Annotated in this window: 23 protein-coding genes; 18 read left to right on the top strand and 5 right to left on the bottom strand. The window is 70.1% G+C overall.

Going from position 1 to position 25,715, the window contains the following annotated elements; genetic code table 11:
* The 6 genes from infB to ON26_RS31695 form a co-directional block, all read left to right on the top strand.
* Positions 1–1,846, top strand: a 1,846-nt coding sequence (infB, locus tag ON26_RS18060) for a translation initiation factor IF-2 (RefSeq protein WP_218000598.1), incomplete at its 5' end; no start/stop codon positions are given.
* Positions 1,847–1,932: 86 nt separating this feature from the next.
* On the top strand, positions 1,933–2,223 hold the full coding sequence (locus ON26_RS18055) for a DUF503 domain-containing protein (RefSeq protein ID WP_040797336.1): 291 nt from the start codon (positions 1,933–1,935) through the stop codon (positions 2,221–2,223).
* Between the two features lie 52 nt (positions 2,224–2,275).
* Complete coding sequence (gene rbfA, locus ON26_RS18050; RefSeq protein WP_040797335.1) at positions 2,276–2,719, top strand: 30S ribosome-binding factor RbfA; 444 nt, start codon at positions 2,276–2,278, stop codon at positions 2,717–2,719.
* A gap of 10 nt (positions 2,720–2,729) precedes the next feature.
* The gene (locus ON26_RS18045) at positions 2,730–3,740 is read left to right on the top strand and encodes a DHH family phosphoesterase (protein ID WP_040797334.1); all 1,011 of its coding nucleotides are present in this window, start codon (positions 2,730–2,732) and stop codon (positions 3,738–3,740) included.
* Positions 3,741–3,833: 93 nt separating this feature from the next.
* Positions 3,834–5,177: an MATE family efflux transporter gene (locus ON26_RS18040; protein WP_040797366.1), complete on the top strand. Its 1,344-nt coding sequence runs from the start codon at positions 3,834–3,836 to the stop codon at positions 5,175–5,177.
* Positions 5,178–5,348: 171 nt separating this feature from the next.
* Positions 5,349–6,266, top strand: coding sequence for a cupin-like domain-containing protein (locus ON26_RS31695; protein ID WP_051027193.1), 918 nt, complete (start codon positions 5,349–5,351; stop codon positions 6,264–6,266).
* 28 nt (positions 6,267–6,294) lie between these two features.
* Here ON26_RS31695 and grpE read toward each other — a convergent pair whose 3' ends face one another.
* Positions 6,295–6,927, bottom strand: coding sequence for a nucleotide exchange factor GrpE (grpE, locus tag ON26_RS18030; RefSeq protein WP_083884175.1), 633 nt, complete (start codon positions 6,925–6,927; stop codon positions 6,295–6,297).
* A gap of 101 nt (positions 6,928–7,028) precedes the next feature.
* Between grpE and ON26_RS18025 the strand changes: the two genes are divergently transcribed.
* The gene (locus tag ON26_RS18025) at positions 7,029–8,711 is read left to right on the top strand and encodes an Hsp70 family protein (RefSeq protein ID WP_040797333.1); all 1,683 of its coding nucleotides are present in this window, start codon (positions 7,029–7,031) and stop codon (positions 8,709–8,711) included.
* Positions 8,712–8,716: 5 nt separating this feature from the next.
* Positions 8,717–11,389, top strand: a complete 2,673-nt coding sequence (locus ON26_RS18020) for a SaeA-related protein (RefSeq protein WP_051027192.1) — start codon at positions 8,717–8,719, stop codon at positions 11,387–11,389.
* 66 nt (positions 11,390–11,455) lie between these two features.
* On the opposite strand, the gene ON26_RS18015 is transcribed toward ON26_RS18020, so the two are convergent.
* Together ON26_RS18015 and ON26_RS18010 are read right to left on the bottom strand one after the other, a co-directional pair.
* The gene (locus ON26_RS18015; RefSeq protein ID WP_040797362.1) at positions 11,456–12,040 is read right to left on the bottom strand and encodes a TetR/AcrR family transcriptional regulator; all 585 of its coding nucleotides are present in this window, start codon (positions 12,038–12,040) and stop codon (positions 11,456–11,458) included.
* Positions 12,041–12,086: 46 nt separating this feature from the next.
* Positions 12,087–13,046 (bottom strand): oxygenase MpaB family protein, encoded by a 960-nt coding sequence (locus ON26_RS18010; RefSeq protein WP_040797332.1) that lies wholly within the window; start codon positions 13,044–13,046, stop codon positions 12,087–12,089.
* A gap of 156 nt (positions 13,047–13,202) precedes the next feature.
* Between ON26_RS18010 and ON26_RS18005 the strand changes: the two genes are divergently transcribed.
* Genes ON26_RS18005 through truB form a run of 3 tightly spaced genes read left to right on the top strand, consistent with a single transcriptional unit; the run spans position 13,203 to position 15,830 of the window.
* Positions 13,203–14,159, top strand: coding sequence for a metallophosphoesterase family protein (locus tag ON26_RS18005; RefSeq protein WP_085999041.1), 957 nt, complete (start codon positions 13,203–13,205; stop codon positions 14,157–14,159).
* 46 nt (positions 14,160–14,205) lie between these two features.
* Positions 14,206–14,892 (top strand): 4'-phosphopantetheinyl transferase Npt, encoded by a 687-nt coding sequence (gene npt, locus ON26_RS18000; RefSeq protein WP_040797330.1) that lies wholly within the window; start codon positions 14,206–14,208, stop codon positions 14,890–14,892.
* On the top strand, positions 14,892–15,830 hold the full coding sequence (gene truB, locus ON26_RS17995; RefSeq protein ID WP_040797329.1) for a tRNA pseudouridine(55) synthase TruB: 939 nt from the start codon (positions 14,892–14,894) through the stop codon (positions 15,828–15,830). The genes npt and truB overlap by 1 nt, the downstream gene beginning before the upstream one ends.
* 10 nt (positions 15,831–15,840) lie before the next feature.
* Here truB and ON26_RS17990 read toward each other — a convergent pair whose 3' ends face one another.
* Positions 15,841–16,644 carry a metal-dependent transcriptional regulator gene (locus tag ON26_RS17990; RefSeq protein WP_040797361.1) on the bottom strand — a complete coding sequence of 268 codons (804 nt, stop codon included), beginning with the start codon at positions 16,642–16,644 and terminating at the stop codon, positions 15,841–15,843.
* Positions 16,645–16,776: 132 nt separating this feature from the next.
* Here ON26_RS17990 and ON26_RS17985 point away from each other — a divergent pair, with 132 nt between their 5' ends.
* The 5 genes from ON26_RS17985 (at position 16,777) to ON26_RS17965 (ending at position 22,759) form a co-directional block, all read left to right on the top strand.
* Positions 16,777–17,736, top strand: coding sequence for a bifunctional riboflavin kinase/FAD synthetase (locus tag ON26_RS17985; protein WP_040797328.1), 960 nt, complete (start codon positions 16,777–16,779; stop codon positions 17,734–17,736).
* A 135-nt stretch (positions 17,737–17,871) separates the two neighbouring features.
* Positions 17,872–18,141 carry a 30S ribosomal protein S15 gene (rpsO, locus tag ON26_RS17980; RefSeq protein WP_040797327.1) on the top strand — a complete coding sequence of 90 codons (270 nt, stop codon included), beginning with the start codon at positions 17,872–17,874 and terminating at the stop codon, positions 18,139–18,141.
* Between the two features lie 390 nt (positions 18,142–18,531).
* Positions 18,532–20,811, top strand: a complete 2,280-nt coding sequence (locus ON26_RS17975) for a polyribonucleotide nucleotidyltransferase (RefSeq protein WP_040797326.1) — start codon at positions 18,532–18,534, stop codon at positions 20,809–20,811.
* Between the two features lie 62 nt (positions 20,812–20,873).
* Entirely contained in the window at positions 20,874–22,187 is a 1,314-nt protein-coding gene (locus tag ON26_RS17970) for a M16 family metallopeptidase (protein WP_040797360.1), read from the top strand.
* Positions 22,188–22,330: 143 nt separating this feature from the next.
* Positions 22,331–22,759: a hypothetical protein gene (locus ON26_RS17965; RefSeq protein ID WP_157171931.1), complete on the top strand. Its 429-nt coding sequence runs from the start codon at positions 22,331–22,333 to the stop codon at positions 22,757–22,759.
* 20 nt (positions 22,760–22,779) lie between these two features.
* On the opposite strand, the gene ON26_RS17960 is transcribed toward ON26_RS17965, so the two are convergent.
* A complete protein-coding gene (locus tag ON26_RS17960) occupies positions 22,780–23,103 on the bottom strand; it encodes an ArsR/SmtB family transcription factor (protein ID WP_040797324.1) in 324 nt (107 codons plus the stop codon).
* A gap of 85 nt (positions 23,104–23,188) precedes the next feature.
* On the opposite strand from ON26_RS17960, the gene ON26_RS17955 reads away from it, so the two are divergent.
* Both ON26_RS17955 and ON26_RS17950 read left to right on the top strand, forming a co-directional pair.
* Complete coding sequence (locus tag ON26_RS17955) at positions 23,189–24,388, top strand: MFS transporter (RefSeq protein WP_040797323.1); 1,200 nt, start codon at positions 23,189–23,191, stop codon at positions 24,386–24,388.
* Positions 24,389–24,491: 103 nt separating this feature from the next.
* The gene (locus ON26_RS17950; RefSeq protein WP_040797322.1) at positions 24,492–25,598 is read left to right on the top strand and encodes an alcohol dehydrogenase catalytic domain-containing protein; all 1,107 of its coding nucleotides are present in this window, start codon (positions 24,492–24,494) and stop codon (positions 25,596–25,598) included.
* The last annotated feature ends 117 nt before the right edge of the window (positions 25,599–25,715 follow it).

The raw sequence follows: 25,715 nt of genomic DNA, 5'->3' as shown, positions 1-25,715 counted from the left end.
GGAATACGACTCGATGCAGGCCCCGTCGGTCGGCGGCGTTCGGCTGCCGCGCGGCAACGGCGAGGTCATCCGCCTCGCTCGCGGCGCGTCGCTGTCGGACTTCGCGGAGAAGATCGACGCGAACCCGGCCGCTCTCGTGCAGGCGCTGTTCAACCTCGGCGAGATGGTCACCGCGACCCAGTCGGTCAACGACGAGACCCTCGAGCTGCTCGGCGGCGAGATGAACTACGTCGTCCAGGTCGTCAGCCCGGAGGACGAGGACCGCGAGCTCCTGGAGAGCTTCGACCTCACCTACGGCGAGGACGAGGGCGACGAGGAGGACCTGCAGATCCGTCCGCCGGTGGTCACCGTCATGGGTCACGTCGACCACGGCAAGACCCGCCTGCTCGACACGATCCGCAAGGCCAACGTCCGCGAGGGCGAGGCCGGTGGCATCACCCAGCACATCGGCGCCTACCAGGTGCTCACCCACCTCGGTGACGACGATCGCCTGATCACCTTCATCGACACCCCGGGTCACGAGGCGTTCACCGCCATGCGTGCCCGTGGCGCGAAGGCCACCGACATCGCGATCCTGGTGGTCGCCGCCGACGACGGCGTCATGCCGCAGACGGTGGAGGCCATCAACCACGCGCAGGCGGCCGATGTGCCGATCGTCGTGGCGGTCAACAAGATCGACAAGGAAGGCGCGAACCCGGAGAAGATCCGCCAGCAGCTCACCGAATACGGGCTGGTGGCCGAGGAATACGGTGGCGACACCATGTTCGTCGACATCTCCGCCAAGCAGGGCACCAATATCGAGGCGCTGCTGGAAGCGGTCCTGCTGACCGCCGACGCGGCACTGGACCTGCGCGCCAACCCGAACATGGATGCCCAGGGCGTGGCCATCGAAGCCCACCTCGACCGCGGTCGCGGTCCGGTGGCGACGGTGCTCATCCAGCGCGGCACCCTGCGGGTCGGCGACTCGATCGTGGCGGGCGACGCCTACGGTCGCGTGCGCCGCATGGTCGACGAGCACGGCGACGACGTCGAGGCGGCCCTGCCGTCGCGGCCCGTCCAGGTGGTCGGCTTCACCTCGGTGCCCGGCGCCGGCGACAACCTGCTGGTCGTCGACGAGGACCGCATCGCCCGCCAGATCGCCGACCGGCGCAATGCGCGCAAGCGCAACGCCCTGGCCGCGCGCAGCCGCAAGCGGATCAGCCTGGAAGATCTGGATGCCGCGCTGAAGGAGACTTCGGAGCTCAACCTGATCCTCAAGGGCGACAACTCCGGTACCGTCGAGGCCCTCGAAGAGGCCCTCATGGGTATCGAGGTCGGCGACGAGGTGCGTCTGCGCGTCATCGACCGCGGTGTCGGTGGCGTCACCGAGACCAACGTCAACCTGGCCTCGGCGTCGAACGCGATCATCATCGGGTTCAACGTGCGCGCCGAGGGCAAGGCGACCGAGCTGGCCAACCGCGAAGGCGTGGACATCCGGTACTACTCGGTGATCTACCAGGCCATCGACGAGATCGAGAAGGCCCTCAAGGGCATGCTCAAGCCGATCTACGAAGAGGTCGAGTTGGGTCGCGCCGAGATCCGTGCCATCTTCCGCTCCTCGAAGGTCGGCAATATCGCCGGCTGCATGGTGCTGTCGGGTTCGGTCAAGCGCAATGCCAAGGCCCGCCTGCTGCGCGACAACGTGGTGGTGGCCGAGACGGTCACGATCTCCTCGCTCAAGCGCGAGAAGGACGACGCCACCGAGGTCCGCGAAGGCTACGAGTGCGGTATGACGTTGACCTACAACGACATCAAGGAAGGCGACATCATCGAGGCCTACGAGCTGCGCGAGAAGCCGCGCGACTGACGCCTCGACCGACCATGCCGCGCGGTGCGCGCCCCTGACCGGGTGCGCACCGCGCGGTGCGGTCGCCGGCACTGGAAGGTGTATGGGTGTACCTGGGTGCACTGGAGTTCGACATTCTGCTCGGCGACGTGCACTCCTTGAAGGAGAAGCGTTCGGTCATCCGGCCGGTGCTCGCCGAGCTGCAACGATTCGGTGTGAGTACCACCGAGGGCGGGGACCACGACAGGTATCGGCGCACCTTACTCGGGGTGGCGATGGTCAGCCCTGATATGAATCACCTCAGCGCGGTACTCGACAAATGCGAGCGGCATGTCGCCGCTCGTCCGGAATTGGAGTTGCTGGCAGTACGCCGCCGGGTCTTCGGCCCGGAGGACTAGCCGGCCGATTTTTCAACGATAGTCTTTTCATCGATAGTGAGGAGGAAAAGCCATGGTGGACCAAGCCAGGGCACGCCGACTCGCGAAGCGGATCTCCTCGATCGTGGCGACCGCGATCGAGTACGAAGTCAAGGACCCGCGGCTGCGTTTCGTGACGATCACCGACGCCAAGGTCACCGGTGATCTGCGCGAGGCCACGGTGTACTACACGGTGATGGGCGAGACCATCGACGCCGAGCCCGATTACGCGGCCGCGGCCGCCGGGCTGGAGAAGGCCAAGGGCGTGCTGCGCTCGAAGGTGGGCGCGGGTACCGGCGTGAAGTTCACCCCCACACTGGCTTTCGTGCTCGACCGGGTGCCCGACGCCGCGCGCGAGATGGAAGAGCTGCTCGCGCGGGCCCGCGCCTCCGACGAGGCGGCCGCGCGTGCGGCCGCCAACGCGAAACCCGCGGGCGATGCCGACCCCTACAAGGTCGATCGCGACGAGGACGAGTGACACTGCGCGCATGACGATCAGCGCCGACGGTCCTATCGACACCGAGTTGCGCGCGGCGGTAGCGGCATTGGACGCCGCGAAGACGGTTGCCGTGGTCAGCCACGTACAACCCGACGCCGACACCATCGGCAGCGGACTCGCGCTTGGGCTGGTGTTGCGCAGGCGTGGGGTGGATGTGCGGGTGTCGTTCGCCGATCCGGTCGAGTTGCCCGCGTCCATGCGCACCCTGCCGGGGGTGGATCTGCTGGTGCCGCCGGCGCAGGTGCCCCGTGAAGCGGATGTGGTGGTCGCGGTCGACTGCGCGAGCGCGAGCCGCATGGGTGTTCTCATCGAGCTGCTGACACGGGCACGGACCTCGATCGTGATCGACCATCACCGATCCAACACCTGCTTCGGTGCGATCAACGTGGTCGATGCCGGCGCGGAGTCCACCGCGGGGCTGATCGCCCGGGTGCTCGACGCCTGGGGCGAACCCATCGACGCCGAGGTGGCGCACTGCCTGTATGCCGGGCTGGTCACCGACACCGGATCGTTCCGCTGGGTACGACCCGGCACGCACGCGCTTGCCGAACGGTTGCTTGCCACCGGAATCGACGGCGCAGAGATCACCCGCGGACTACTCGACACCCATCCGTTCGCCTGGCTGCCCATGCTCTCCCGAGTGCTGGCGACCGCCAGGCTGGAGCCGCAGGTCCGCGACGGCGTCGGGCTGGCCTATGTGGTCATCGGTCGTGACGATGTGCTGGGCGTGCGCCCGGAAGAGGTCGAGAGCGTCGTCGACATCGTGCGCACGGCCGCCGAGGCCGGGATCGCGGCGGTGTTCAAGGAATCACGCACCGTCGAGAACCGCTGGACGGTCTCGCTGCGTTCGCGCAATTCCGGTCCAGGCGCCGACGACGGCGTGGATGTCGCCGAGGTGGCGACCGTGCTCGGAGGAGGCGGGCATCGCTTCGCCGCCGGGTACGCGACCGAGGGACATCCGCAGGACATCGTCGCGGCGCTGCTGGAAGCGCTCGGCTGAGCGAGGGCGTACTCGACCGTGAACTCGCCGCAAGGACCGTCGTCCGGGGAGCCTTCCTCGGCGACCGCACCGAAGCACAGTCGCGAGGACGCGATCGCCGACCCGGCCGCCGCGGGGCCGCGCCGCATTCTCGGCCTGGCCGTGCCGACGCTGGGCGTGCTCGTGGCCGAGCCGCTCTACCTGTTGTTCGATCTGGCGGTGGTCGGTCGTCTCGGGGCGCTCGCACTCGCGGGACTCGCGGTCGGCGGATTGATTCTCGCGCAGGTGAGCACGCAGCTGACCTTCCTGTCCTACGGCACCACCGCGCGTTCCGCGCGCAGGCACGGTGCCGGCGATCGGAACGGGGCCGTGGCGGAGGGCGTTCAGGCGACCTGGCTGGCGATCGGCGCAGGACTGTCGATCCTGGCGGTGATGCAGGCGGCGGCCCGCCCGGTGGCCGACGTGATCGCCGGTGGCGGCGCGGTGGCGGCCGAGGCGCTGCCCTGGCTGCGGATCGCGTTGTTCGGTGTGCCGCTGATCCTCATCGCCATGGCGGGCAACGGATGGATGCGCGGCGTGCAGCAGACACGCCGCCCGCTGGTCTTCGTGGTGGCGGGCCTGGGCTGCTCGGCGGTGCTGTGCCCGGTGCTGGTGCACGGGCTGTTGGGCGCCCCGCGAATGGAATTGGCGGGGTCGGCGGTGGCGAATGTCGCCGGGCAGGTGGTCACCGCCGCGCTGTTCCTCTCCGCGCTCGCGCGCGAACAGGTCGCGCGGGCACCGCACTGGCCGATGATGCGCGCCCAACTCGTGCTCGGCCGGGATCTGATCCTGCGCAGCCTGTCCTTTCAGGCATGTTTCGTCTCGGCCGCGGCGGTCGCGGCCCGGTTCGGCGCGGCTTCGGTGGCGGCACACCAATTGGTGCTGCAGCTGTGGAGCTTCCTCGCGCTCGCCCTGGACGCCCTTGCCATCGCCGCGCAGACTCTCGTCGGCGCGGCCTTGGGTGGCGGAGACGCGGCCGGAGCGAAGCGTCTTGCCGGTCGGGTCACCCGGTGGTCGGAAGTGTTCGCGCTGGTGCTGGCCGTGGTGTTCGCGGCGGGCTACGCGGTGATCCCCACGCTGTTCACCACGGACGCGGATGTGCTGGACCGGACTTCGGTGGCATGGTGGTTCTTCGTCGCCCTCATTCCCGTCGCCGGCGTCGTATTCGCGCTCGACGGGGTGCTGCTGGGCGCGGGCGACGCCGCCTTTCTGCGCAACGCCACGCTCGCGGCGGCGGTCGCCGGATTCCTGCCGGTCATCTGGTTGTCGTTGGCATTCGACTGGGGGATCGCCGGGATCTGGTCGGGCCTGGGCATTTTCATGGTGCTGCGGTTGGCCGCGGTCTGTGGGCGCACGGTGTCCGGCGGTTGGCTCCGGGTCGGCGCGGAGGTGCCCGCGAAGGCGGGCGCACGGTCCTGAATCACTGTGCGCGGCCGGTACCGCCGCGCCGCGCTATCGCGTCGCTTTGCCGATTCTCGCTGTACAGACACCATTTCTGTTGTATCGATTGAGACAGTCAGCAGCGATACCGTGAGGAGAAGACCGCGCTCGATCGGGCGCGGTGCGACGTGTCTACGCGGAAGTGGTGAGATGACGGACAAGGGGTACGACGAGCGGCCGTTGACATTGGCACCGATTCTCGGCGCCAGTTTCGCACTGTATGTGGCGCGTTCGGTGCGTGATCGGGTGCGGCCGCGCAAGGGCGGAACGGCGGGCAGGCCGGTTCCCGCGCATCCGGATCTGGAACTGGCCGAGGTCTTCGACCGCAAGACCCCGGTCGTCATCCGCGAGGTGGCGGGCGGCTGGCCGGTGTTCGAGGACTACCAGCCGCAGCGGCTGCGTGAGAAGTACCGCACCGAGAAGGTGTACGCGCTGACGAGCACCACGAATGTCTTCACCCAGGAGACCTCGCCGGTGGAGTTGCTCGAATACGGCGACGTGATCGACGCGGTCTTCGACACCCCGCGGCCGGACAAGAAGTACTACTCGCGTGCCGCCGCCAACCCGCGGCCGCTGGCCGAGCAGTTGCCCGCCACCGTCGGCAGCCGCACCCAGAGCACCGCGGCCAGCAGTGTGTGGATGGGACAGGCGGGCAATCTCACCCCGCTGCACAACGACCCCTGGCACGGCCTGCTCATCCAGCTGCACGGCCGCAAGCGGGTCCGGCTCTTTCCGCCGGACGAGTACCGCAATGTGTACGGCCGGGTGCCGCTGAAGGTCGACGACCCGTACACCGGACTGCCCGACGAGTTCGATCCGGACACCGCCGCACTGCCCCGTCTGCGCGAGGCCGAGTCCTACGACGTGGTCCTGGATTCCGGCGACGTCCTCTACATCCCGATGTTCTGGTGGCATCAGGTCGAATCGCTGGACGCCTCGATCTCCTATGTCGCGCGCTACAACCCGAACTACTTCGAGTTCATGCGCGCGGCGTTCTTCCCGATGGCGGCGCGCGGCGTGCTGCGCATCGTCGCGGGGATCACCGGGAAGTTCTTGCGGTCCTCATGATCCGCCGGTCCGCCGGCCGCCCGCGCCGCTAGGTCGCGGCGGGCCGGTGGCGGCGGACCACCACACTCGCCGGCCGGACCGAGCGGTCACCGACCTGTAGACCGGGCGCGAGCAGCGCGTCCACCGTGCGGTCCGCCGCGGCGTCGGTGGTGCTCACCACGTCGGTGGCCGACATCGTGCGCGCGTCGAAAGCGGCACCCGGAGCCGGGGCGACGAGAGCGGCGCCCCGGCCGGTGAGAAGTCGTTCCAACCGGCTCGCCAGCGCGGTGAACGCGCCGCGGTCGCGATCGGATTCGGCCGTGCGCGCGCAGGTGACCGTATCGCCGTGCAGGGCGAACAGTTCGGTGACCAACGGCAGATCGGCGCCCGCGCGGGCCCTGCGGTCGCGCGCCTTCGCCTCGTCGGCCAGCCGCTCGATCGTGGCGGCCTGCCGGGCGACGATGCGGGACAGATCCTCGACGCGCTCGGCCAGCTTCGCCAGGGCCGCCGCGGTGTCGTCCGTTGCGCGGGTGCCGGACTCCGGTTCTGCTCCGTTGCCGGGGACCACGTCGGTCCGGGGCTCGGGCGCGGTGTTGGTTCGGTTTTCGCTGTCGATGGTGGATTCCCCCTGTTCAGGAGTGCGGTCGCGCGCGTCTTCGGTGCGCTGCCCGGGTTCCGTCATGGGGGCACCATAGCCCGGCCGGGCGAATCGTCGCGGGGGCAGTGGAATTCGCGCGGTGAGGCCGTCGGGACTGTCGGCGGGTACTGCTAGCATCACCACACATGGGGGTCTACGGCATCGACCTGGGCACAACGAACTCGGCAATCGCGCGGATCGACGCCGACGGCCGGCCCGAAGTGCTGATCGGCATGAACGGGGAACCGACGGTTCCTTCTGTCGTGCTGTTCGCATCCGCATTCGATCATCTCGTCGGCGAGGGTGCCCGGCGCCAGGCCCGGCTTGACCCCGAGCACGTGTGCGCGCTGGTCAAGCGCCGCATGGGCGACGCGGACTGGCGCTTCACCGCGCACGGTCAGATGTGGTCCGCCCCCGCGGTCTCGGCGCTGATCCTCAAGAGCCTGGCCGCCGACGCGGAGTTCTCCGGTGGCGAACCGGTGCGGCGCGCGGTCATCACCGTGCCCGCCTACTTCGGCGACGAAGAGCGCAAGGCGACCATCCAGGCGGGCACCTATGCCGGCTTCGACGTCGCGGGCGTGCTGTCCGAGCCGATCGCCGCCGCCTTCTCCTACGGCTTCGGCAAGCTCGACGGCAGCATCGACATCGGCAAGTCCGGCGCCAGGGAGACGGTGCTCGTCTACGACCTCGGCGGCGGCACTTTCGACGCCACCGTCATAGAACTCGCCGACCGCCGCATCTCGGTGCTCGCCGTGGAAGGTGATCACCAACTCGGCGGGGCCGACTGGGACGAGCGCATCGCCCTGCAGTTGTCGCAGCGGTTCTGCGCCGAGCATCCCGACGCCGAGGACCCGCTGGACGATTCGGCCGGTTCCCAGATGTTGGTGCTCGCCGCCGAACGTGCCAAGCACGATCTCAGCGATGCCGAGAGCACCGAAGTGGTCGTCGCGCACGACGGCCGTCGCTCGGTGATCACCCTGACGCGCGCCGAACTCGAGGCGATGACCGGCTCGCTCATGCGCCGCACCGTCGACCTCACCCGCGACTGCCTGGCCGAGGCAGCCAAACGCGGTGTCGCGCAGGTCGACCGGTTGCTGCTGGTGGGCGGTTCGTCCCGGATGCCGATGGTGGCGCGTGCGCTGCTCGAGGAGTTCGGGCTGCACGGCGAGCTGCGTGATCCCGATCTGTCGGTGGCCAGGGGTGCGGCGCTCTACGGCGAGAAGCTGGAGATGGAGCGGCTCGTCGTCGCCGACCTGGTGACCAGGGGCAGGCTGCGTGACGGCGGCGCGCTGACCGAGGCCGCGCCCGTCGATCTCGACCAGGCGGTGGCCAGGGTGGCCGCCTCCTTCGGGCAGCCGGTGAGTGTGGTTCGCCGCATGCTCGAGATCCAGGTCGACACCGTGGTCTCGCGGGGTTTCGGTGTGCTGGCACTGGATTCGCACTACGGCCTGGCGGCGGCCTGGCTGGTGCATCGCAATCAGACATTGCCCGTGCGGGTGCGCCGCTCGTTCGGCACGGTGCGCGCCGACCAGGATCAGATCGAGCTCACCATCGTCGAGCAGCAGGGCCAAGCCGAGTCGATCCGGCCGGAGGACACCAAAGTGCTGGTGGAAGGCCGGATCCGCGGTATTCCGCCCGGCTACCCGGCGGGCAGCGAGGTGCGGGTGACCTTCGAGATGGGCTTCGACGGGGTTCTGCACGTCACCGCGCATCATGTGGACGCCGATATGCCGCTCGCCCTGTCGGCGCAGACCGGCGCCGCGCTGTCGCAGGCGGACGTCGCGCGCGAACTCGAGCAGTTGCAGCGCTCCCGGCGGCGCGACCTCTGACCGACATGCAGCCCTTCGATCCGAACGACTACCGCAAGCGGGTGCTGGCCGCGGTCGAGCGCCGCGGCGGCCTCGAGCACTCCGACGCCTTCGAGCTCTACGACGTGCCGCTCGAGCTGGCCGAGACGCTCACCGACGCCGAGGTGGCGGCCCGGGTGACCGAGGTGTGGGGGTTCTGGCAGCGCCAGCGCGATCATCCCAAGTACCGGGTGCTGGTCGGGCTGCTGGTGGACAACCACGAACGGTTGTCGTATCTGCTGCTCGACGGCTCCGCGCGCCGGGCCGAGGCCCTGCGGATCCGGCGCGAGCGCGAGGAGCGCGATGCGGAGCGGTTCGCGATGCTCGACGCGGCGATCGCCCGGTTGGTGGAGCGCCACGGCGGCGTCCCGGCGGGCAAGGTCGCCGGTCTGGAGGAGATCGGCGCGATGGGCGGGCTGAGTGCCGCCGAAGTGGCGGGTCGGCTGCGCAGGCATCGGGTCGTGGCCGATGCCTCGGCCGCCGGCCGGCCCGCGCCCACCCGGCTCACCGAGGAGCGCCGCGGGCAGATCCGCCGCCTGCTCGCGGAATGGGCCAGGCTCGTCGACGGCCCGCCCACCCCGACCCTGCTGGCCTTGATCGGGCTCGATACCACCCGAGCAGGGGATACCGAGGAGATCCGACTGCGCGCGGACGCCCTGCGCGCGCGGGCCAGGGAGCTGCCGCCGGGCCGTATGCGGGTGGTGCTCGACGAATTGCTGGTGCACGTCGCGGATCTGCTCGAGCCCGGCGCCGATGCGGCCGAGGAATATGTGGTCTCGGTGGTGTCCGATGTGGCCGAGCGGCTGCGGCCGAAGGTCAGGGCCGCGGTGCTCGTCGAGGACGAATTGGCGGGCGACGACTACGAATTCCTGCACGAGGAGGCCGTCGAGCTGGGCCTCGACTCGTCCGGTGCGGTCATGGTCCTGGAGGAACTGGCGCGGGAGCTCGGGGCCAGGGTGCGGCCGGGGATGCCACCGCCCCATGCTCCGCCCGGTCCTGCCCCTGCGCCGGTCGCGAGCCCGGCTCGGGCACGCCAGGAATGGATGGAGCCGCTGAAGGCCGCTCGCGCTGCCCTGCGTGCGGGCCGCCCGCAGGAGGCGGCCCGGCACATCGCCGACGCGCGCATGCTCGACGCCCATCGCGACGGCACCACCCAGATCCGTTCCGTCGCAGACGATGTCGAACGGGTACTGGCTGAGGCAGCGGCCTGGTGGCGCGCCGCGGCTACCGCCCGGGCGGCCACCCGGTACGCCGAAGTGCTCGACCTGGTCGACACGTTGCGCCGCACCGCCTCGGACGTCCCCCCGCCCACCGGCTACGACGTCGGTCTCGAGGCGCTCGGCGCGGAGGCCAAAAGGGCTGTAGCCGAAGCGGATCGGCTCGTCGGCGCCGCCGCGGCGGCCTCCCCGGTCGAGCGCGCCCGCCTGCTGAGCCAGGCGCTGGCCTGCTGCGCCGATCACGAATCGGCGACCCGCCAGCTGGCCGACACCCCGGTACCCACCCCCACCGGTGTCGCGACCAGGCGGCTGCCCAACGGCTCGGTCCTGGTGACCTGGTCGGCGCCGACGGCCGAACGCGCCGACTACCGCGTCACCTGCCTGCGTCCGGACGGTTCCTGGCGCGTCGTCGGGCGGACCCACGCCACCGAGATCGAAGACGGCGGCGCTCCCGAGGGCGACATCCCGGTATACGCCGTCGCCACGGCGATCGGCGGCCGCTATTCGGAACCGGCCCGCTCCGACGCCGTGCCCCGTCCGGCTGCCGCCCGGACCGAGGTCGCGTCCGGGCCGACGACCACCGCCCGCATCGACTACACCCGCCCGGCCACCCGCCGGGCGCGCCCCGCACCGGCGGACCAGGACGCTCCCGCCACGGCGTCGACCCCGGTGCCGCCGCAACAGACGTCGAGCCCGGCTCGACCCGTCGAGCGGGCCGCCACATCAACCGCGACCGATGGCCATGCGGCCCCTGGCTGGCACGGTGCGGCCGGCGGGCATGGTGCGGCCGGGGAGCGAGCTGCGGCGGGCAGGGACGGTGCGGCTGGTGGGCGTTATGCGGCCGGAGAGCACGCCGCAGCCTGCGGAGACAAGGCCACCGGTGGATACCCGGCCACCGGTGGGCCTTCGGTGACCGGTGCGCGCGAGGCGACCCACGGGCAGGCCACGACTGGAGAGCACGCATCGGCCGACGGACACGCCGCGCCCGCGGCGCGGGCGAACGCCGGCTGGGATACCGGTTTCGCGTCGGTCCCGATGCAGGACGGGCAGCGGGCTTCCGGGCCCGGGCAGACATCCAGCGGGGATCCGGGGACAGCAGGGCCGGATGTCCCTGCCGATCCGATGCCGGGCGGTATTCCCGTCGTCGCTCGTCTGGCCGAGCACGGCGGACTGCTGGTCTTCGACTGGCCCGCCGGGATCACCGAGGTGATGGTGGTGGTGCGGGCGGATCGGCCGCCGCTGACCCATGACGAGCCCGGCGTGCGCGCCTGGAAGGTCACGAACATGCGGTATCAGATCGACGGCGGCGTCACCATACCGGCGGAGCTGCCCCGGCCGTGCCATGTCGCGGTCGCCTCGTGCAGGCGTGAACCCGACGGCAGGCTGCTGGTCGCCCCCGGTGTGGCGCCGTCGGCGCGTATGCACTGGTCGCATACGGCCTAGCCTCCGGCGCCCGCGCCCTTGCGCCGACGAGGGCCCATCGCACGAGGGCAGCCGGCGGACCAGCGCTCACCAGACCAGACGGGCGAGATAGCGCTGCGCGAAGCGACGTACCGAGGCAGAGTCGGACAGGTCCACCCGGCCGCCGGGAGTGAGCAGCAACGAGGAGATGAGTCGCACCATGATCTCGGCGACCGTTTCGAGGTCCTCGTCGTCCATCGTCACGCCACTGCGCCGGAGTGTCCGCGCGACCAGCGCGCTCGACGTCACGACCGCGGTGGGCGTGCGGGCCGAAACGGCGAACACCACTTCGGGATCGCTGTCCAGCATGCGCATCAGCAGGTCGTTGTGCGAGATGGATTCGATTGCCGCCGTGAAGCATTCGATGACAGCGTCTTGGGCGCTGCGGCCGGTGGCGATGTTGGTCAGGGTCTTCATCAACTGCGCCGTGTCATCCTCGGCCAGTCGTTCCCACAGGGCTTCCTTGCTGGGAAAGATGCGGTAGAGCGTGCTGCGGCCGACACCCGCGCGGCGGGCGATGTCGTCGATATTCGACCGGCGCAGTCCGAACGCGGTGAACTCCGCTCTGGCCGCTTCGAGAATGCGCTCCTGCGCGCCCCGCGTCGGCGCCTCGGGCCGTGCGCTGCTCACCATGATCACCGATCGTAGTAGCCGACCCGGCTGCCGCCCGGGTGCCGCATCAGCGCGCAGGCGTCGTCGTCGGCGGCCGATTGTGGATCCGGCGCGGGTCGACCCCGTGGCGTTTCCACGCCCGGGCCGCCCACGGCAGATACAGCAGGCCCACCGGCAATCGGTTGAACAGTGGGTTGAGCGCGCGCATGAACGCCGCGAAGCGCTGGAATCGCCTCTCCTGCTCGTCGTCCCAGGCGAGATCGCAGGCTGCGCGCGCCTCGGGCGGCAGGGTGCCGATCCCGACCATGCGCAGGAAAGCGTTGGGCGCCGCGGTCAGTGCCCGCCACACGGGCGTCGGGATGGCGGCCGCCTGCTTCGGACGTGGCAGCCCTTTGCGCAGGTATCCGGTCCCGTAGCGCACCACCCGGGTCGGCGCGAACCGTGCGGTCATCGCGTCCCAGTAGCTCAGGAACTCCTCGTAGGTCCCGGGCTGGTTCCTGGAGCTGACCCCGTACAGCTCGTACCAGGTTCGCGACTCCTCGAAGATCTGTTTCTTCTCCTCGTAGGACAGGCGCCGGATGAAGGTGTCGGCCATGTAGATGACCTGATCGACGAATGTGGCGTGCGCCCAGTAGAAGAGCTCGGGATTGAGCGCGTGGTAGCGCGAACCGTCTGCGATGGTGCCCTTGATGGTCTTGTGGAAGTCGCGTACCCGGCGCCCGGTGCCGTAGGGGTCCTCGGAATAGACCGTCTCCATGATCGGCGGAATCGTGCGTGCCCCGCGACCGCGCAGGTCGGAGAAGATGACCGAGTGGTCCTCGACTCCCTGGGCGAGTTGCTCGATGCAGTTCTCCGTCGCGGCCGGGCGCTGGAAGCCGAACGCGGTGACGCGTATGTCGCCGTAGAACTTCCAGACGAGCGAGTCGGGCCCGAGCCGGGGCGCATCCGGCCGGAGCGCGTCGTCGACCGCGCCAGGCACGGCCTCCCGCACGCCGATATCGAACTTGGTGCCGTCGTAGGCGGGCATAGCGCTCCTGACACGATGGGACGAAATCGTCTTTATGTCCCACGCTAGCACCGCCGCGCCTGCCCGGCGGGTGATCGGCCTGCTCGGGCGCGCAGCCTGCACCGCACACGGTGGTGTCGGTGAGCCCGCGGCCATCGATGTGACAAGGTGGATCGGGTGATACCCAAGTTGATGGCGGTCAGCGACATTCACGTCGGCCACCAGGGAAATCGGCCGGTCGTCGAACAGATCCGTCCCGACTCGCCCGAGGACTGGCTGATCGTGGCCGGGGACGTGGGCGAGAAGACCGAAGAGGTCCGATGGGCGCTCGGGCTGCTGCGGGAGCGCTTCGCGAAGGTGATCTGGGTGCCGGGCAACCACGAATTGTGGACCACGGCAAAGGATCCGGTGCAGATGCACGGGGTGGCCCGCTACGACTACCTGGTGTCGATCTGCCGCGACCTCGATGTGGTGACGCCGGAGGACCCGTTCCCGGTGTGGCGCGGCGCGGGCAGCGAACAGTACGGCGGCGCGGTGACGTTGGTGCCGATGTTCCTGCTCTACGACTACTCGTTCCTGCCCGAGGGGGCGACCGGTAAGGCCGACGGCCTGGCCATCGCCCGCTCGCGCAATGTGGTGGCCACCGACGAGTTCCTGCTCTCGCCGGATCCCTACCTCACCCGCGACGCCTGGTGCCACGACCGCGTGCAGGTGACCAAGCGCAAGCTCGACGGGCTGCCCGAGGGCACGCCGGTGGTGCTGATCAACCACTTCCCGCTGGTGCGCGAACCCACGGACGTCCTGTTCTACCCGGAGTTCGCGCTGTGGTGCGGCACGGTGCAGACCGCCGACTGGCACACCCGCTACAACGTGGTCTGCTCGGTCTACGGCCACCTGCACATCCCGCGCACCTCCTATTACAACGGCGTCCGCTTCGAAGAGGTCTCGCTGGGTTACCCGCGGGAGTGGCAGCGCCGCGGCCTGCCCGACCGGCTGCTGCGCCAGATCCTGCCCGCCCCGGAGTACCCGCCGGGCTCGTTGAACAAGTGGGGCGGCCATTTCCGGCTGACTCCCGAGATGGAGACCGCCGCGGCCGAGATGCGCGCGAAGGCTCAGCGGCGCCGCGGCGTATGAGTGGGGCCGGGCCGGTGCGCGGCCCGCTGGACTAGGCTCGTCGGCGATGATCGAGAACATTCTGCCCAGCGGGATCGCCGCCGCCGAATTGCTGGACTTCCCCGACGACCTGCGCGCGCATCCGGCCGAGGAACACCTCATCGCCAACGCGGTCGACAAGCGCAGGCGCGATTTCATCGGGGCCAGGCACTGCGCGCGCCAGGCGCTCCTGGCGCTCGGCGAGGAGCCGGTGGCGATCGGCAAGGGGGAACGGGGCGCGCCGGTGTGGCCGCGCGGGATCGTCGGCAGTCTCACCCACTGCGACGGATACCGGGCCGCGGCGCTCGGGCACAAGATGCGCTTCCGTTCGGTCGGCATCGACGCCGAGCCGCACGGCGAGCTGCCCCCCGGTGTGCTCGATTCGGTGAGCCTGCCGCAGGAGCGGGAGTGGCTGCGCGCCACCGGCTCCGCGCTGCATCTGGACCGGCTGCTGTTCTGCGCCAAGGAAGCCACCTACAAGGCGTGGTTCCCGCTGACGACCCGCTGGCTCGGATTCGAGGACGCGCACATCACCTTCACCGTCGACGAAGTGACCGAGGCCGACGAATCGAACAAGGCGGCCGGATCGGGCACCTTCCGCTCCGAACTACTGGTTCCGGGCCAGGTCAACGATGGTGGTCTGCCGCTGACCTCGTTCGACGGGCGCTGGCTGATCACCGACGGGCTGATCCTGACCGCGATCGCGCACGTCTGATGGCGGCGTCGAACGCTCCCGTCCGCCGGGTCGACGTGCTCGGCGGACTGCTCATCGTCGACAAGGACGGCGGACTGACCAGCCACGACGTGGTCGCGCGCTGCCGCAAGATCCTCGGCACCCGCAAGATCGGGCACGCCGGCACCCTCGACCCGATGGCCACCGGCGTGCTGGTGCTCGGTGTCGAGCGGGCCACCAAGCTGCTCGGGCTGCTCACCCTCACCACCAAGGCCTACACCGCCACCATCCGGCTGGGCAGCGCCACCACCACCGACGATGCCGAAGGTGAGGTGCTGAGCACCGCGAGCGCGGGCCACCTCACCGACGCCGAGATCGCGGCCGGTGTGGCCGCGCTGACCGGTGACATCCAGCAGGTGCCCGCGACGGTGAGCGCCATCAAGGTGGACGGGGAACGCGCCTACGCCCGGCATCGCGCGGGCGAAGAGGTGAAACTTGCCGCCCGGCCGGTCACGGTCTCGCGCTTCGACGTCCTGGCCCGTCGCGACGTGCCCGATGCCGCGGCCGATCGGGATGCGGTCGACCTGGACGTGACGGTGGAGTGCTCCTCGGGCACCTATGTGCGCGCCCTGGCCCGCGATCTCGGCGCCGCACTCGGCGTCGGCGGGCACCTGACCGCGCTGCGGCGCACCCGGGTCGGCCCGTTCACCCTGGAGCACGCCCGCACCCTCGACGATCTCGCCGACGATCCCGGTCTCGACGTGGACATGGACGAGGCCGTGCGCATCGCTTTCCCGCATCGGACCATCGACGACGAACAGGCGCGGTCGCTGCGCGACGGCCGCTGGCTCGATCCGATCGGCATGAAGGGCGTGTACGCCGCGCTGACCGCCGACGGAACCGCTATCGCGTTGCTCGAGGAGAAGGGCAAGCGCGCCGCTCCGGTCTTCGTGGTGCGGCCCCGCGGCCTGGTGGACTGAGCGCCCCCGCTCAGGCGGTGCCCCCGCAGGTGGTGAGCCAGATGGCCTCGGCCGCGGGCTTGCCCAGATCGACCGCGCTGTCGGCCCCGCCGATCAGTACCGCGATGGTCCCGGCGTAGTCACGGCGCTCGACCACCTCGATGACGGTGTCCAGCGCGATACCGACCGAGTCGAAGTAGCGCAGCATGTCCGGATCGAAATCGGAGATCCGGGCCACCCGGCCGTGCTGGCCCGCCGCGAACTCGCTGAGCTGGCGCGCGGGCGGAGTCGGCACGTCGCCGTCGACCGAGGGGATCGGGTCGCCGTGCGGATCGCGGTCGGGGTAGCCGAGCTTGGCGTCGATGCGGGCCATCAGCAGTTCGGAGACGGCGTGCTCGAGTACCTCGGCCTCGTCGTGCACCTCGTCCCAGCCGTAGCCGAGCTCGTTGACCAGGAAGGTCTCCAGCAGCCGGTGCCTGCGCACCATCGCCACCGCGGCCCGGCTGCCCTGCGCGGTCAGCGTGATCGAGCCGTAGCGGGCATGCTCGACCAGGCCTTGATCGGCGAGCTTGCGCACGGCCTCGGACACGGTCGACGCCGAGACGCCGATGCGCTCGGCGAGCAGCTTGGTGGTCACCTTCTCTTCCTGGGACCACTCGCGGGCTGTCCAGATGACCTTCAGGTAGTCCTGCGCGACCGAGGTCAGATCCGGCGCGACCGTCGGAACACCTTCGACCGTGGCGTCCGTCGCGACCGTAGCGTTCACGGACGCGTCGTTCAGCTCGCGGCGGGTGGCGACATCTCGTTTACCGGGCACATCTGCGAGCTTAGGCATTCTGCCGCCGTTGCACACATCCCTGTGGGGAGTTCACCGGCCGTATACGGCACCGGAAGCATCGTGTGACTCGCCGTGTGAGATGACCTGGCCGGAATATTGTTCGCGCGCCGGTTTGCGTAGGCTTCGCGTGTGCAACGATGGCGAAGTCTCGAGGATGTGCCCGCGGACTGGGGCCGCTGCGTGCTCACGATCGGCGTTTTCGACGGCGTGCACCGTGGTCACGCGCAACTGATCAGCAGAGCGGTGAAATCGGCCGCGGCGCGCGGAGTTCCGTCGGTGCTGATGACCTTCGATCCGCACCCGATGGAAGTGGTGCGGCCCGGTTCCCACCCCGCCCAGCTGACCACGCTGACCCGCCGTGCCGAGCTGGTCGAAGAGCTCGGCATCGACGTGTTCTGCGTGATGCCCTTCACCCCCGACTTCATGAAGCTCACCCCCGGCCGCTACGTGCACGACCTGCTGGTCGAACGGCTGCACGTGGCCGAGGTGGTGGTCGGCGACAACTTCACCTTCGGCAAGAAGGCCGCGGGCACCGTGGCGACCATGCAGGAACTCGGGCAGCGCTTCGGCTTCGAGGTCGACGGGGTCAAGCTGGTCGGCGAGCACGCCGTCACCTTCTCCTCCACCTACATCCGCGCCTGCGTGGACGCCGGGGACATGCGCTCGGCCGCCGAGGCGCTCGGCCGCCCGCACCGGGTCGAGGGCGTGGTCGTGCACGGTGACGGCCGCGGTCGCGAACTCGGTTTCCCCACCGCCAATGTCGCGCCGCCGATGTTCGCGGCCATCCCCGCCGACGGCGTCTACGCCGGCTGGTTCACCGTGCTCGGCCCCGGACCGACCATCGGCACCGTGACGCCGGGCGAACGCGCGATGGCGGCCATCTCGGTGGGGACCAACCCCACCTTCTCCGGCCGCGCCCGCACCGTCGAGGCCTATGTCATCGACGGCAAGGCCGATCTGTACGGCCAGCACGTGGCCGTCGACTTCGTCGAGCACCTGCGCGGCATGGAGAAGTTCGACGGGCTCGACCAGCTGATCGAGGCCATGGGCCGCGACGTGGACAACGCGCGCCGCATCCTGGCCGAGTGAACCGGGCCCGGTCGGGGCCGGTGAGCCGGTTCCGGTAAGGTGGCTCCCCGGGTTTGCTGCGGTCCGCGGTGGCTGCCCGGCCGGGATCTCCCGACATCATTCGAGCGCGGAACTGAGAAACAGGACGGATGCCCCATGGCGCTGACCACCGAACAGAAGTCGGCCATCTTGGCCGAGTACGGCCTGCACGAGAAGGACACCGGTTCGCCGGAGGCGCAGATCGCGCTGCTGTCCAAGCGGATCGCCGACATCACCGAGCACCTGAAGCAGCACAAGCACGACCACCACACCCGCCACGGTCTGATGGCGCTGATCGGTCGCCGCAAGCGGCTGTCGAAGTACCTGGCCGACAAGGACATCCAGCGCTACCGCACGCTGATCGAGCGCCTGGGCCTGCGCCGCTGAACCTGCTCTGTGCGAGCCGGTAGGTCGATAGCCAACGGGGAGACGTACACTCTTCCCCGTTGGCTATTCGTGTTGGAGGGGCACATGTCCTTCCGGCAATAACAACATGTGCACAGCCGTAGGCACCCGTCGCGTGGCGTCGGTCTTCGGTAGTGGCCTTTCGAGCGGGTCTTCGCGATCTTTCGTGATCTTCGAGATCCCCGCCCGGCGGGCTTCGATCGATGACCGCCTCCGCGTCGCCGTTCCCAAGGGGGAACTGGCCGGGTGCGCGCGTCGTGGCCAGGAGGGTCACCGCGCGACCGTGCCGGATACGGCTGACGAAAGCCGGATCACCGGCGTCCGTTCGGGACGCGGGCGATCCGGCGAGACGAGAGGTTGAGAGAAGAAAAGATGACGCAGACAACGGAACGCAAGTCCTCGGCCGTCGAGGTCGAGCCGGGTGTCTTCGAGTCGGTCGCGCTGATCGACAACGGCAGCTACGGCACCCGCACCGTGCGCTTCGAGACCGGCCGTCTGGCCCGCCAGGCCGCCGGCTCGGTCGTGGCCTACCTGGACGACGAGACCATGCTGCTGTCGGCCACCACCGCGGGCCGCTCGCCCAAGGACCAGTTCGACTTCTTCCCGCTGACGGTGGACGTCGAGGAGCGGATGTACGCCGCGGGCCGCATCCCCGGCTCGTTCTTCCGTCGTGAGGGCCGTCCCTCCACCGACGCGATCCTGACCTGCCGCCTGATCGACCGTCCGCTGCGTCCGTCCTTCGTCGACGGCCTGCGCAACGAGATCCAGGTCGTCGTCACGGTGCTGAGCCTGGATCCGAACGATCTGTACGACGTGGTGGCCATCAACGCCGCCTCGGCGTCCACCCAGATCGCCGGCCTGCCGTTCTCCGGCCCGGTCGGCGGCGTGCGCGTCGCGCTGATCGAGGGTCAGTGGGTCGCGTTCCCGACCGTCGAGCAGCTCGAGGGCGCGGTCTTCGACATGGTCGTCGCCGGCCGGGTCGTCGAATCCGGTGACGTCGCGATCATGATGGTCGAGGCCGAGGCCACCGACAAGGTCATCGCGCTGGTCGAGGGCGGCGCGCAGGCGCCCACCGAGGCCGTCGTCGCCGAGGGGCTCGAGGCCGCCAAGCCGTTCATCGCCCGGCTCTGCCGCGCGCAGGCGGACCTGGCCGAGCTGGCTGCCAAGCCGACCGGCGAGTTCCCGCTGTTCCCGCCGTACGAGAGCGATGTGTTCGAGGCCGTCGAGGCCGCGGCCAAGGCCGACCTGGACCAGGCGCTCAGCATCGCCGACAAGCAGGCCCGTGAGGCGCGCACCGACGAGATCAAGCTCGCCGTGCTCGACGAGCTGGCCGAGAAGTTCGCCGGCCGTGAGAAGGAGCTGGGCGCGGCCTTCCGCTCGGTCACCAAGAAGCTGGTGCGCCAGCGCATCCTGACCGACGGCTTCCGCATCGACGGCCGCGGTCTGGCCGACATCCGCGCGCTCTCGGCCGAGGTGGCCGTGATCCCGCGGGCGCACGGTTCGGCGCTGTTCGAGCGCGGTGAGACCCAGATCATGGGCGTCACCACCCTGGACATGGTGAAGATGGCGCAGCAGGTCGACTCGCTCGGCCCGGAGACCAGCAAGCGCTACATGCACCACTACAACTTCCCGCCGTTCTCCACCGGTGAGACCGGTCGCGTCGGCTCGCCCAAGCGTCGCGAGATCGGCCACGGCGCGCTGGCCGAGCGGGCGCTGATCCCGGTGCTGCCCAGCCAGGAGGAGTTCCCCTACGCCATCCGTCAGGTCTCCGAGGCGCTGGGCTCCAACGGCTCCACCTCGATGGGCTCGGTGTGCGCCTCGACCCTGTCGCTGCTGAACGCGGGTGTCCCGCTGAAGGCGCCGGTCGCCGGTATCGCCATGGGCCTGGTGTCGGACACCATCACCAACGACAAGGGTGAGTCCGAGGTCCGCTACGTCGCGCTGACCGACATCCTCGGCGCCGAGGATGCCTTCGGCGACATGGACTTCAAGGTCGCGGGTACCCGCGACTTCGTCACCGCGCTGCAGCTGGACACCAAGCTCGACGGCATTCCCTCGCAGGTGCTGGCCGGTGCGCTGAGCCAGGCGCACGACGCCCGCACCACCATCCTGGACGTGATGGCCGAGGCCATCGCCACCCCGGACGAGATGAGCCCCTACGCCCCGCGCGTCACCGCGATCAAGATCCCGGTCGACAAGATCGGCGAGGTGATCGGGCCCAAGGGCAAGGTCATCAACCAGATCACCGAGGACACCGGCGCCAACATCTCCATCGAGGACGACGGCACCGTGTTCGTCGGCGCGACCGACGGCCCGTCGGCGCAGGCCGCGATCGACGCGATCAACGCCATCGCCAACCCGCAGCTGCCGAAGGTCGGCGAGCGCTTCCTGGGCACGGTCGTCAAGACCACCGCCTTCGGCGCGTTCGTCTCGCTGCTGCCGGGCCGCGACGGCTTGGTGCACATCTCCAAGCTGGGGCAGGGCAAGCGGGTGGCCAAGGTCGAGGACGTGGTGAACGTCGGCGACAAGTTGCGCGTGGAGATCGCCGACATCGACAACCGCGGCAAGATCTCGCTCGTGCCGGTCGAGGAAGCCGCCGAGGAGCCCGCCGCCGCTGATGCGGCGCATGCCGCGGACGCCGGAACCGAGTAGTACTTGTCTCTGTGAACACGAAGAAGACGACGACCCCCCTGCTCGCGCAGGGGGGTTCGTCGATGCAACGGGAGGTCGGCGGGACGGTGGACACCGGCGTGCGTCGAACCGTGCTGCCCGGCGGCCTGCGAGTGGTGACCGAGCATGTGCCCGGCGTGCGATCGGCATCCGTCGGGGTGTGGGTCGGCGTGGGGTCGCGTGACGAGGGCCGCACCGTCGCGGGCGCGGCGCACTTCCTCGAGCACCTGCTGTTCAAGGCGACGCCGACGCGCTCGGCGCTCGACATCGCGCAGGCGATGGACGCGGTCGGCGGCGAGCTCAACGCCTTCACCGCGAAGGAACAGACCTGCTACTACGCCCACGTCCTCGACGAGGATCTGCCGCTGGCGGTGGACATGGTCTCCGATGTGGTGCTCAACGGCCTGTGCCGGTCGGTCGACGTGGACGTGGAGCGGCAGGTGGTGCTCGAGGAGATCGCCATGCGCGACGACGACCCCGAGGATCTGGTCGGCGACGCCTTCCTGACCGCGCTGTTCGGCGATCATCCGATCGGGCGGCCGGTGATCGGATCGGTGGAATCCATCGAGTCGATGACCGCCGCTCAGTTGCGCGGCTTCCATCTGCGCCGGTACCGCCCGGATCGGATGGTCGTCGCGGTGGCGGGCAATGTCGAGCACGAGCACACCGTCGAACTGGTGCATCGCGCCTTCGCCAACCGGCTCGACCTGTCGGCGGAGCCCGCGCCGCGCCGGGAGGGCACCTTCCGCGGAAACGCCGTGCCGGAACTGCGGCGCAGCTACCGCGAGAGCGAACAGGCGCACCTGGTGTTCGGGGTGCGCGCGTTCGGTCGGCACGAGGGTGAGCGGCGCTGGCCGCTGTCGGTGCTCAACACCGTGGTCGGTGGCGGACTGAGTTCGCGGTTGTTCCAACGCATCCGGGAGGAGCGCGGCCTGGCCTACTCGGTGTATTCGAGTGTGGACACCTTCGCCGACACCGGCGCGTTCTCGGTCTACCTGGGTTGCCAGCCGGAGAATCTGGCGGAGGTGGCGTCGCTGGCGCGCGGAGTGCTCGAGGAGATCGCCGAGCACGGCGTCACCGATGCCGAATGCGCTCGCGCGAAGGGTTCGCTGCGCGGCGGGCTGGTGCTCGGCTTGGAGGATTCCGGATCGCGGATGAACCGGATCGGGCGCAGCGAACTCAGCTACGGCAACCACCGCAGCGTCTCCGAGACCCTCTCGCGTATCGATGCCGTGACCACCGAGGAGGTCGCGGCGATCGCCACGACGCTGCTGTCGCGGCCGTTCGCTGCCTCGGTCACGGGGCCGTACCGGCGCATCCGCGATCTGCCCGCCGCGGTACGTCGGTTGGTCGCCTGACACTTCCGCCGCGTGCCGCACGGGGCCGTGTCCCGCTGCCGCGCTACCGTGGCGAACGGTTCCGGGCACGGCGAAACCTGCTGTCGTGCTCCCTGTCCGGGCCGTCCGCGGAGGCGGCCCCCACTGGTAGACGAGGAGATCGGATGATCCGAATCGGACGAGTCGTTCGCGTGGCCGGTGCGCTCGCGGCCGTGGCCGCGCTGGCCGGTGCGTGTGGCAACGGCGCCGCCGACGACGATTCCACCGCATCGGGGGGAGCCGGGGAGGCGGCTCTGCGTACGGCTGCGCAGCAGTGGTCGCAGGCGATCGCCGACGGCGACTATCCGGCGGCCTACCAATTCCAGTCCGCTCGCTGCCGACTCACCCTCGGGCAGGACGCCTACGTCGAGGAGATGTCGCAGCGCTATGCGGGCCGGGATCTCGCCGGCTCCGAACCCGACATCTCTGTGACGGTCACCGGGGATACCGGGCAGGTGACCGTCCGTCATACCGGCGAGCAGGCGGACGAGGCCGACAGCGCGCCTGCCACCTGGAGATTCGTCGACGGAACGTGGCGCTACGACACGTGCTGAACCCGTCGCGGTGGGGCGTGTCAGCCCGGGTGGGCGCGGTTGGCCGCCGCGACGACCGAGGACAGCAGTCCGGGGAGCGCGGACTCCAGTTCCTCGGTGCGCAACCGCTGACAGGTGTTGCCCTCGACGACGACCCGTTCCACCAGGCCCGCCTTGTGCAGGATCTTGAAATGGTGGGTCGCGGTCGATTTGTTGATCACGTCGTAGAGCGCGCCGCACCGCACGGCGCCGCCGGCGTTGCTCAATCTGCGGACCATCTCCAGGCGCACCGGGTCCTGGAGCGCGCCCAGCACAGTCGGTAGTGCGGCGACGGGAGGTGCGGATTCGGGCTGCGCGTCGGTCATGCGATTCTCCCCGGTGGTTTGACGATCATCGAACCGATGTACTGTCTAGTTTGATCAATATCAAACTACCCGATCGGGGGCATCGATGACCGCAGCGCTCGACGACCGGCCTGCCATCCAGCGATGGGCGTACGGACTCGTGTTGGTCGCCACGGGCGTCGCGCTGGGCGTCTCCGGTGCGCCCGCGCCGTTGTACGGCCTCTATCAGCAGCAATGGCAGTTCTCGTCGTTGACCACGACGCTGGTGTTCGCCGTGTACGCGATCGCCGCGCTGATCGCCGTGCTGGTGTCGGGGCGGATCTCCGATGTCGTCGGCCGCAAGCCGGTGCTGATCGGCGCCTTCGCCGTCCTCGTCGCCGGACTCGCGGTCTTCCTGCTCGCCGACTCGGTGCCGATGCTGTTGCTGGCCAGGGCTTTACACGGGCTCGCGGTCGGCGCGATCGTGGTGGCGGGCGCGGCGGCGTTGCTGGACCTGCGTCCGCAGCACGGCGCGCGGTCCGGCAAGCTCAGCGGGATCGCGTTCAATGTCGGTATCGCCGTGGCGGTTCTGGGTTCGGCGGTGCTGGCCCAGTACGCGCCGCATCCGCTGCGCACGCCCTATGTCGTGATCACGGTGATCTGCCTGGCGATCGGCGCGGGTGTGCTCGCGCTGCGCGAACCGCACGGCACGCGCGTGGCAGGATCTATCCGGATCGCGAAACCGACTGTGCCGCAGGCGATCCGGTCCGACTTCTGGTTCTCCGCGATCGGCGCGATGGCGGCCTGGTCGGTGCTGGGCGTGTTGCTGTCGTTGTATCCATCGCTGGCCGCGCAGCAGACCGGCATCCACAATCTCGTCTTCGGCGGTGCGGTGGTCGCCTCGACCGCACTGGCCGCCGCCACCGTGCAAATGCTGGCAGGCGGTGTCCCGGCCCGCCGCGCGGCCATCGTGGGCGACACCGGTATGGCCGGCGCGCTGCTGCTCACCGTGCCCGCGCTCGCCACCCACAACTGGGTGGCGGTGCTCGGCGCGGGCATCGCGCTCGGCGCGACCTTCGGTCTCGGGTTCGGCGGCTCGCTGCGACACCTCTCCGAGGTGATTCCGGAGCATGTGCGCGGAGAGACCATGTCGGCCTTCTACCTGCTGGCCTACTCGGCCATGGCGCTGCCGACGGTGGCGGCCGGATGGGCCGCCACCACCTGGGGCCTCGAGCGCGTGTTCCCGTGGTTCGTCACGACGGTCGCGGTGGCCTGCCTGAGCGCGGCCGGGCTCGGCCTGCGCCGCAACCGCATCGACGCGGCATAGCGGTCCCGAAGCGCCACGCGTCCCGTCGGCGACGATGCGGCCGCGGGCGAGGCGGTGGACGCAGACCTCGTCGGCGGGCGGGCGGATGGGTAACGTGCAGGATATGAGGATTCGAGGCGCGGTCCTGGAGCGGATCGGCGCGGACGCCCCGTTCGCCGCGTCGCGGCCGATCAGCGTGAGCGATCTGGAACTGGCGGAGCCGGGGCCGGGAGAGCTGCTGGTGCGGGTCGAGGCGGCCGGGCTCTGCCACTCGGACCTGTCGGTGGTCGACGGGAACCGGGTGCGGCCGGTGCCGATGCTGCTCGGGCACGAGGCGGCGGGGCGGGTCGAGGCCGTCGGCTTCGGTGACAGCGATATCGCCGTCGGGCAGCGGGTCGTGATGACTTTTCTGCCGCGCTGCGGGGACTGCGCGGGCTGCGCCAGCGAGGGGCGGATGCCCTGTGTGCCGGGCAGTCTCGCCAACAACGAGGGGGTGCTGCTCAGCGGCGGCAGGCGGCTGCGCCGGGACGGCGAGCCGGTGCACCACCATCTCGGGGTCTCCGCGTTCGCCACGCACGCGGTGGTGGATCGCCGCTCGGTGGTGCCCGTGGACGACGATGTGCCGCCGGAGGTGGCCGCAGTCCTCGGCTGTGCGGTGCTCACCGGTGGGGGCGCGCTGCTGAATTCGGCGAAGCCGGGGCCGCGTGACCGGGTCATGGTGGTCGGTCTCGGCGGCGTCGGCATGGCGGCTGTGCTGGTCGCGGTGTCGCTCGGAGCGCGCGAGGTGATCGCGGTCGACACCGTGCCCGAAAAGCTCACGCTCGCACGGCAATTGGGTGCGACTGCCGCCTGCACCCCCGCCGAAGTGGCCGAAGGTGGCGTGCAGGCCGAGGTGGTCGTCGAGGCCGCCGGCAATGTGCGCGCCTTCGAGACCGCCGTCGCCGCCACCGCCGCGGGCGGCGTCACGGTCACCGTCGGCCTGCCCGCCCCGGACGCTCGCGCGAGCATCTCGCCCCTCGCGCTGGTCGCCCAGGGCCGTTCCGTCGTCGGCAGCTATCTGGGCTCGGCGGTGCCCCCGCGCGACATCCCCGAGTACGTCCGGATGTGGCGCGCGGGCCGGTTGCCGGTCGAACGCCTGGTGTCCGCGCGCATCGGACTGGACCGGATCAACGAGGCGATGGACGAACTCGCCGCCGGGCACGCCTTGCGCCAGGTGATCGTTTTCGACTGAGCCGCCGCGCCCCCGGACCGGTGGCCCGCGCCCGGAGCGAGAGCCGGGGGAGCGGGGCCCCGTTCGGCCCCGGCGGTCGCTCGATAGGCTTTGCTGCGACATCAGAGATACGAGGAG

This window comes from Nocardia higoensis NBRC 100133 (assembly GCF_000308595.1).
In the GTDB taxonomy this organism is placed as follows: Bacteria; Actinomycetota; Actinomycetes; order Mycobacteriales; family Mycobacteriaceae; genus Nocardia; species Nocardia higoensis.
This window is presented reverse-complemented; position numbering and strand designations above follow the sequence as displayed.

What these genes read in the sequence shown, in the direction of transcription:
- rbfA (WP_040797335.1), top strand. Translation starts at nt 2,276, where the DNA reads ATGGTGGACCAAGCCAGGGCACGCCGACTCGCGAAGCGGATCTCCTCG.
- ON26_RS18045 (WP_040797334.1), top strand. Translation starts at nt 2,730, where the DNA reads ATGACGATCAGCGCCGACGGTCCTATCGACACCGAGTTGCGCGCGGCG.
- ON26_RS31695 (WP_051027193.1), top strand. Translation starts at nt 5,349, where the DNA reads ATGACGGACAAGGGGTACGACGAGCGGCCGTTGACATTGGCACCGATT.
- grpE (WP_083884175.1), bottom strand. Translation starts at nt 6,927, where the DNA reads ATGACGGAACCCGGGCAGCGCACCGAAGACGCGCGCGACCGCACTCCT.
- ON26_RS18025 (WP_040797333.1), top strand. Translation starts at nt 7,029, where the DNA reads ATGGGGGTCTACGGCATCGACCTGGGCACAACGAACTCGGCAATCGCG.
- ON26_RS18020 (WP_051027192.1), top strand. Translation starts at nt 8,717, where the DNA reads ATGCAGCCCTTCGATCCGAACGACTACCGCAAGCGGGTGCTGGCCGCG.
- ON26_RS18015 (WP_040797362.1), bottom strand. Translation starts at nt 12,040, where the DNA reads ATGGTGAGCAGCGCACGGCCCGAGGCGCCGACGCGGGGCGCGCAGGAG.
- ON26_RS18010 (WP_040797332.1), bottom strand. Translation starts at nt 13,046, where the DNA reads ATGCCCGCCTACGACGGCACCAAGTTCGATATCGGCGTGCGGGAGGCC.
- npt (WP_040797330.1), top strand. Translation starts at nt 14,206, where the DNA reads ATGATCGAGAACATTCTGCCCAGCGGGATCGCCGCCGCCGAATTGCTG.
- truB (WP_040797329.1), top strand. Translation starts at nt 14,892, where the DNA reads ATGGCGGCGTCGAACGCTCCCGTCCGCCGGGTCGACGTGCTCGGCGGA.
- ON26_RS17990 (WP_040797361.1), bottom strand. Translation starts at nt 16,644, where the DNA reads ATGCCTAAGCTCGCAGATGTGCCCGGTAAACGAGATGTCGCCACCCGC.
- rpsO (WP_040797327.1), top strand. Translation starts at nt 17,872, where the DNA reads ATGGCGCTGACCACCGAACAGAAGTCGGCCATCTTGGCCGAGTACGGC.
- ON26_RS17975 (WP_040797326.1), top strand. Translation starts at nt 18,532, where the DNA reads ATGACGCAGACAACGGAACGCAAGTCCTCGGCCGTCGAGGTCGAGCCG.
- ON26_RS17970 (WP_040797360.1), top strand. Translation starts at nt 20,874, where the DNA reads ATGCAACGGGAGGTCGGCGGGACGGTGGACACCGGCGTGCGTCGAACC.
- ON26_RS17965 (WP_157171931.1), top strand. Translation starts at nt 22,331, where the DNA reads ATGATCCGAATCGGACGAGTCGTTCGCGTGGCCGGTGCGCTCGCGGCC.
- ON26_RS17960 (WP_040797324.1), bottom strand. Translation starts at nt 23,103, where the DNA reads ATGACCGACGCGCAGCCCGAATCCGCACCTCCCGTCGCCGCACTACCG.
- ON26_RS17955 (WP_040797323.1), top strand. Translation starts at nt 23,189, where the DNA reads ATGACCGCAGCGCTCGACGACCGGCCTGCCATCCAGCGATGGGCGTAC.
- ON26_RS17950 (WP_040797322.1), top strand. Translation starts at nt 24,492, where the DNA reads ATGAGGATTCGAGGCGCGGTCCTGGAGCGGATCGGCGCGGACGCCCCG.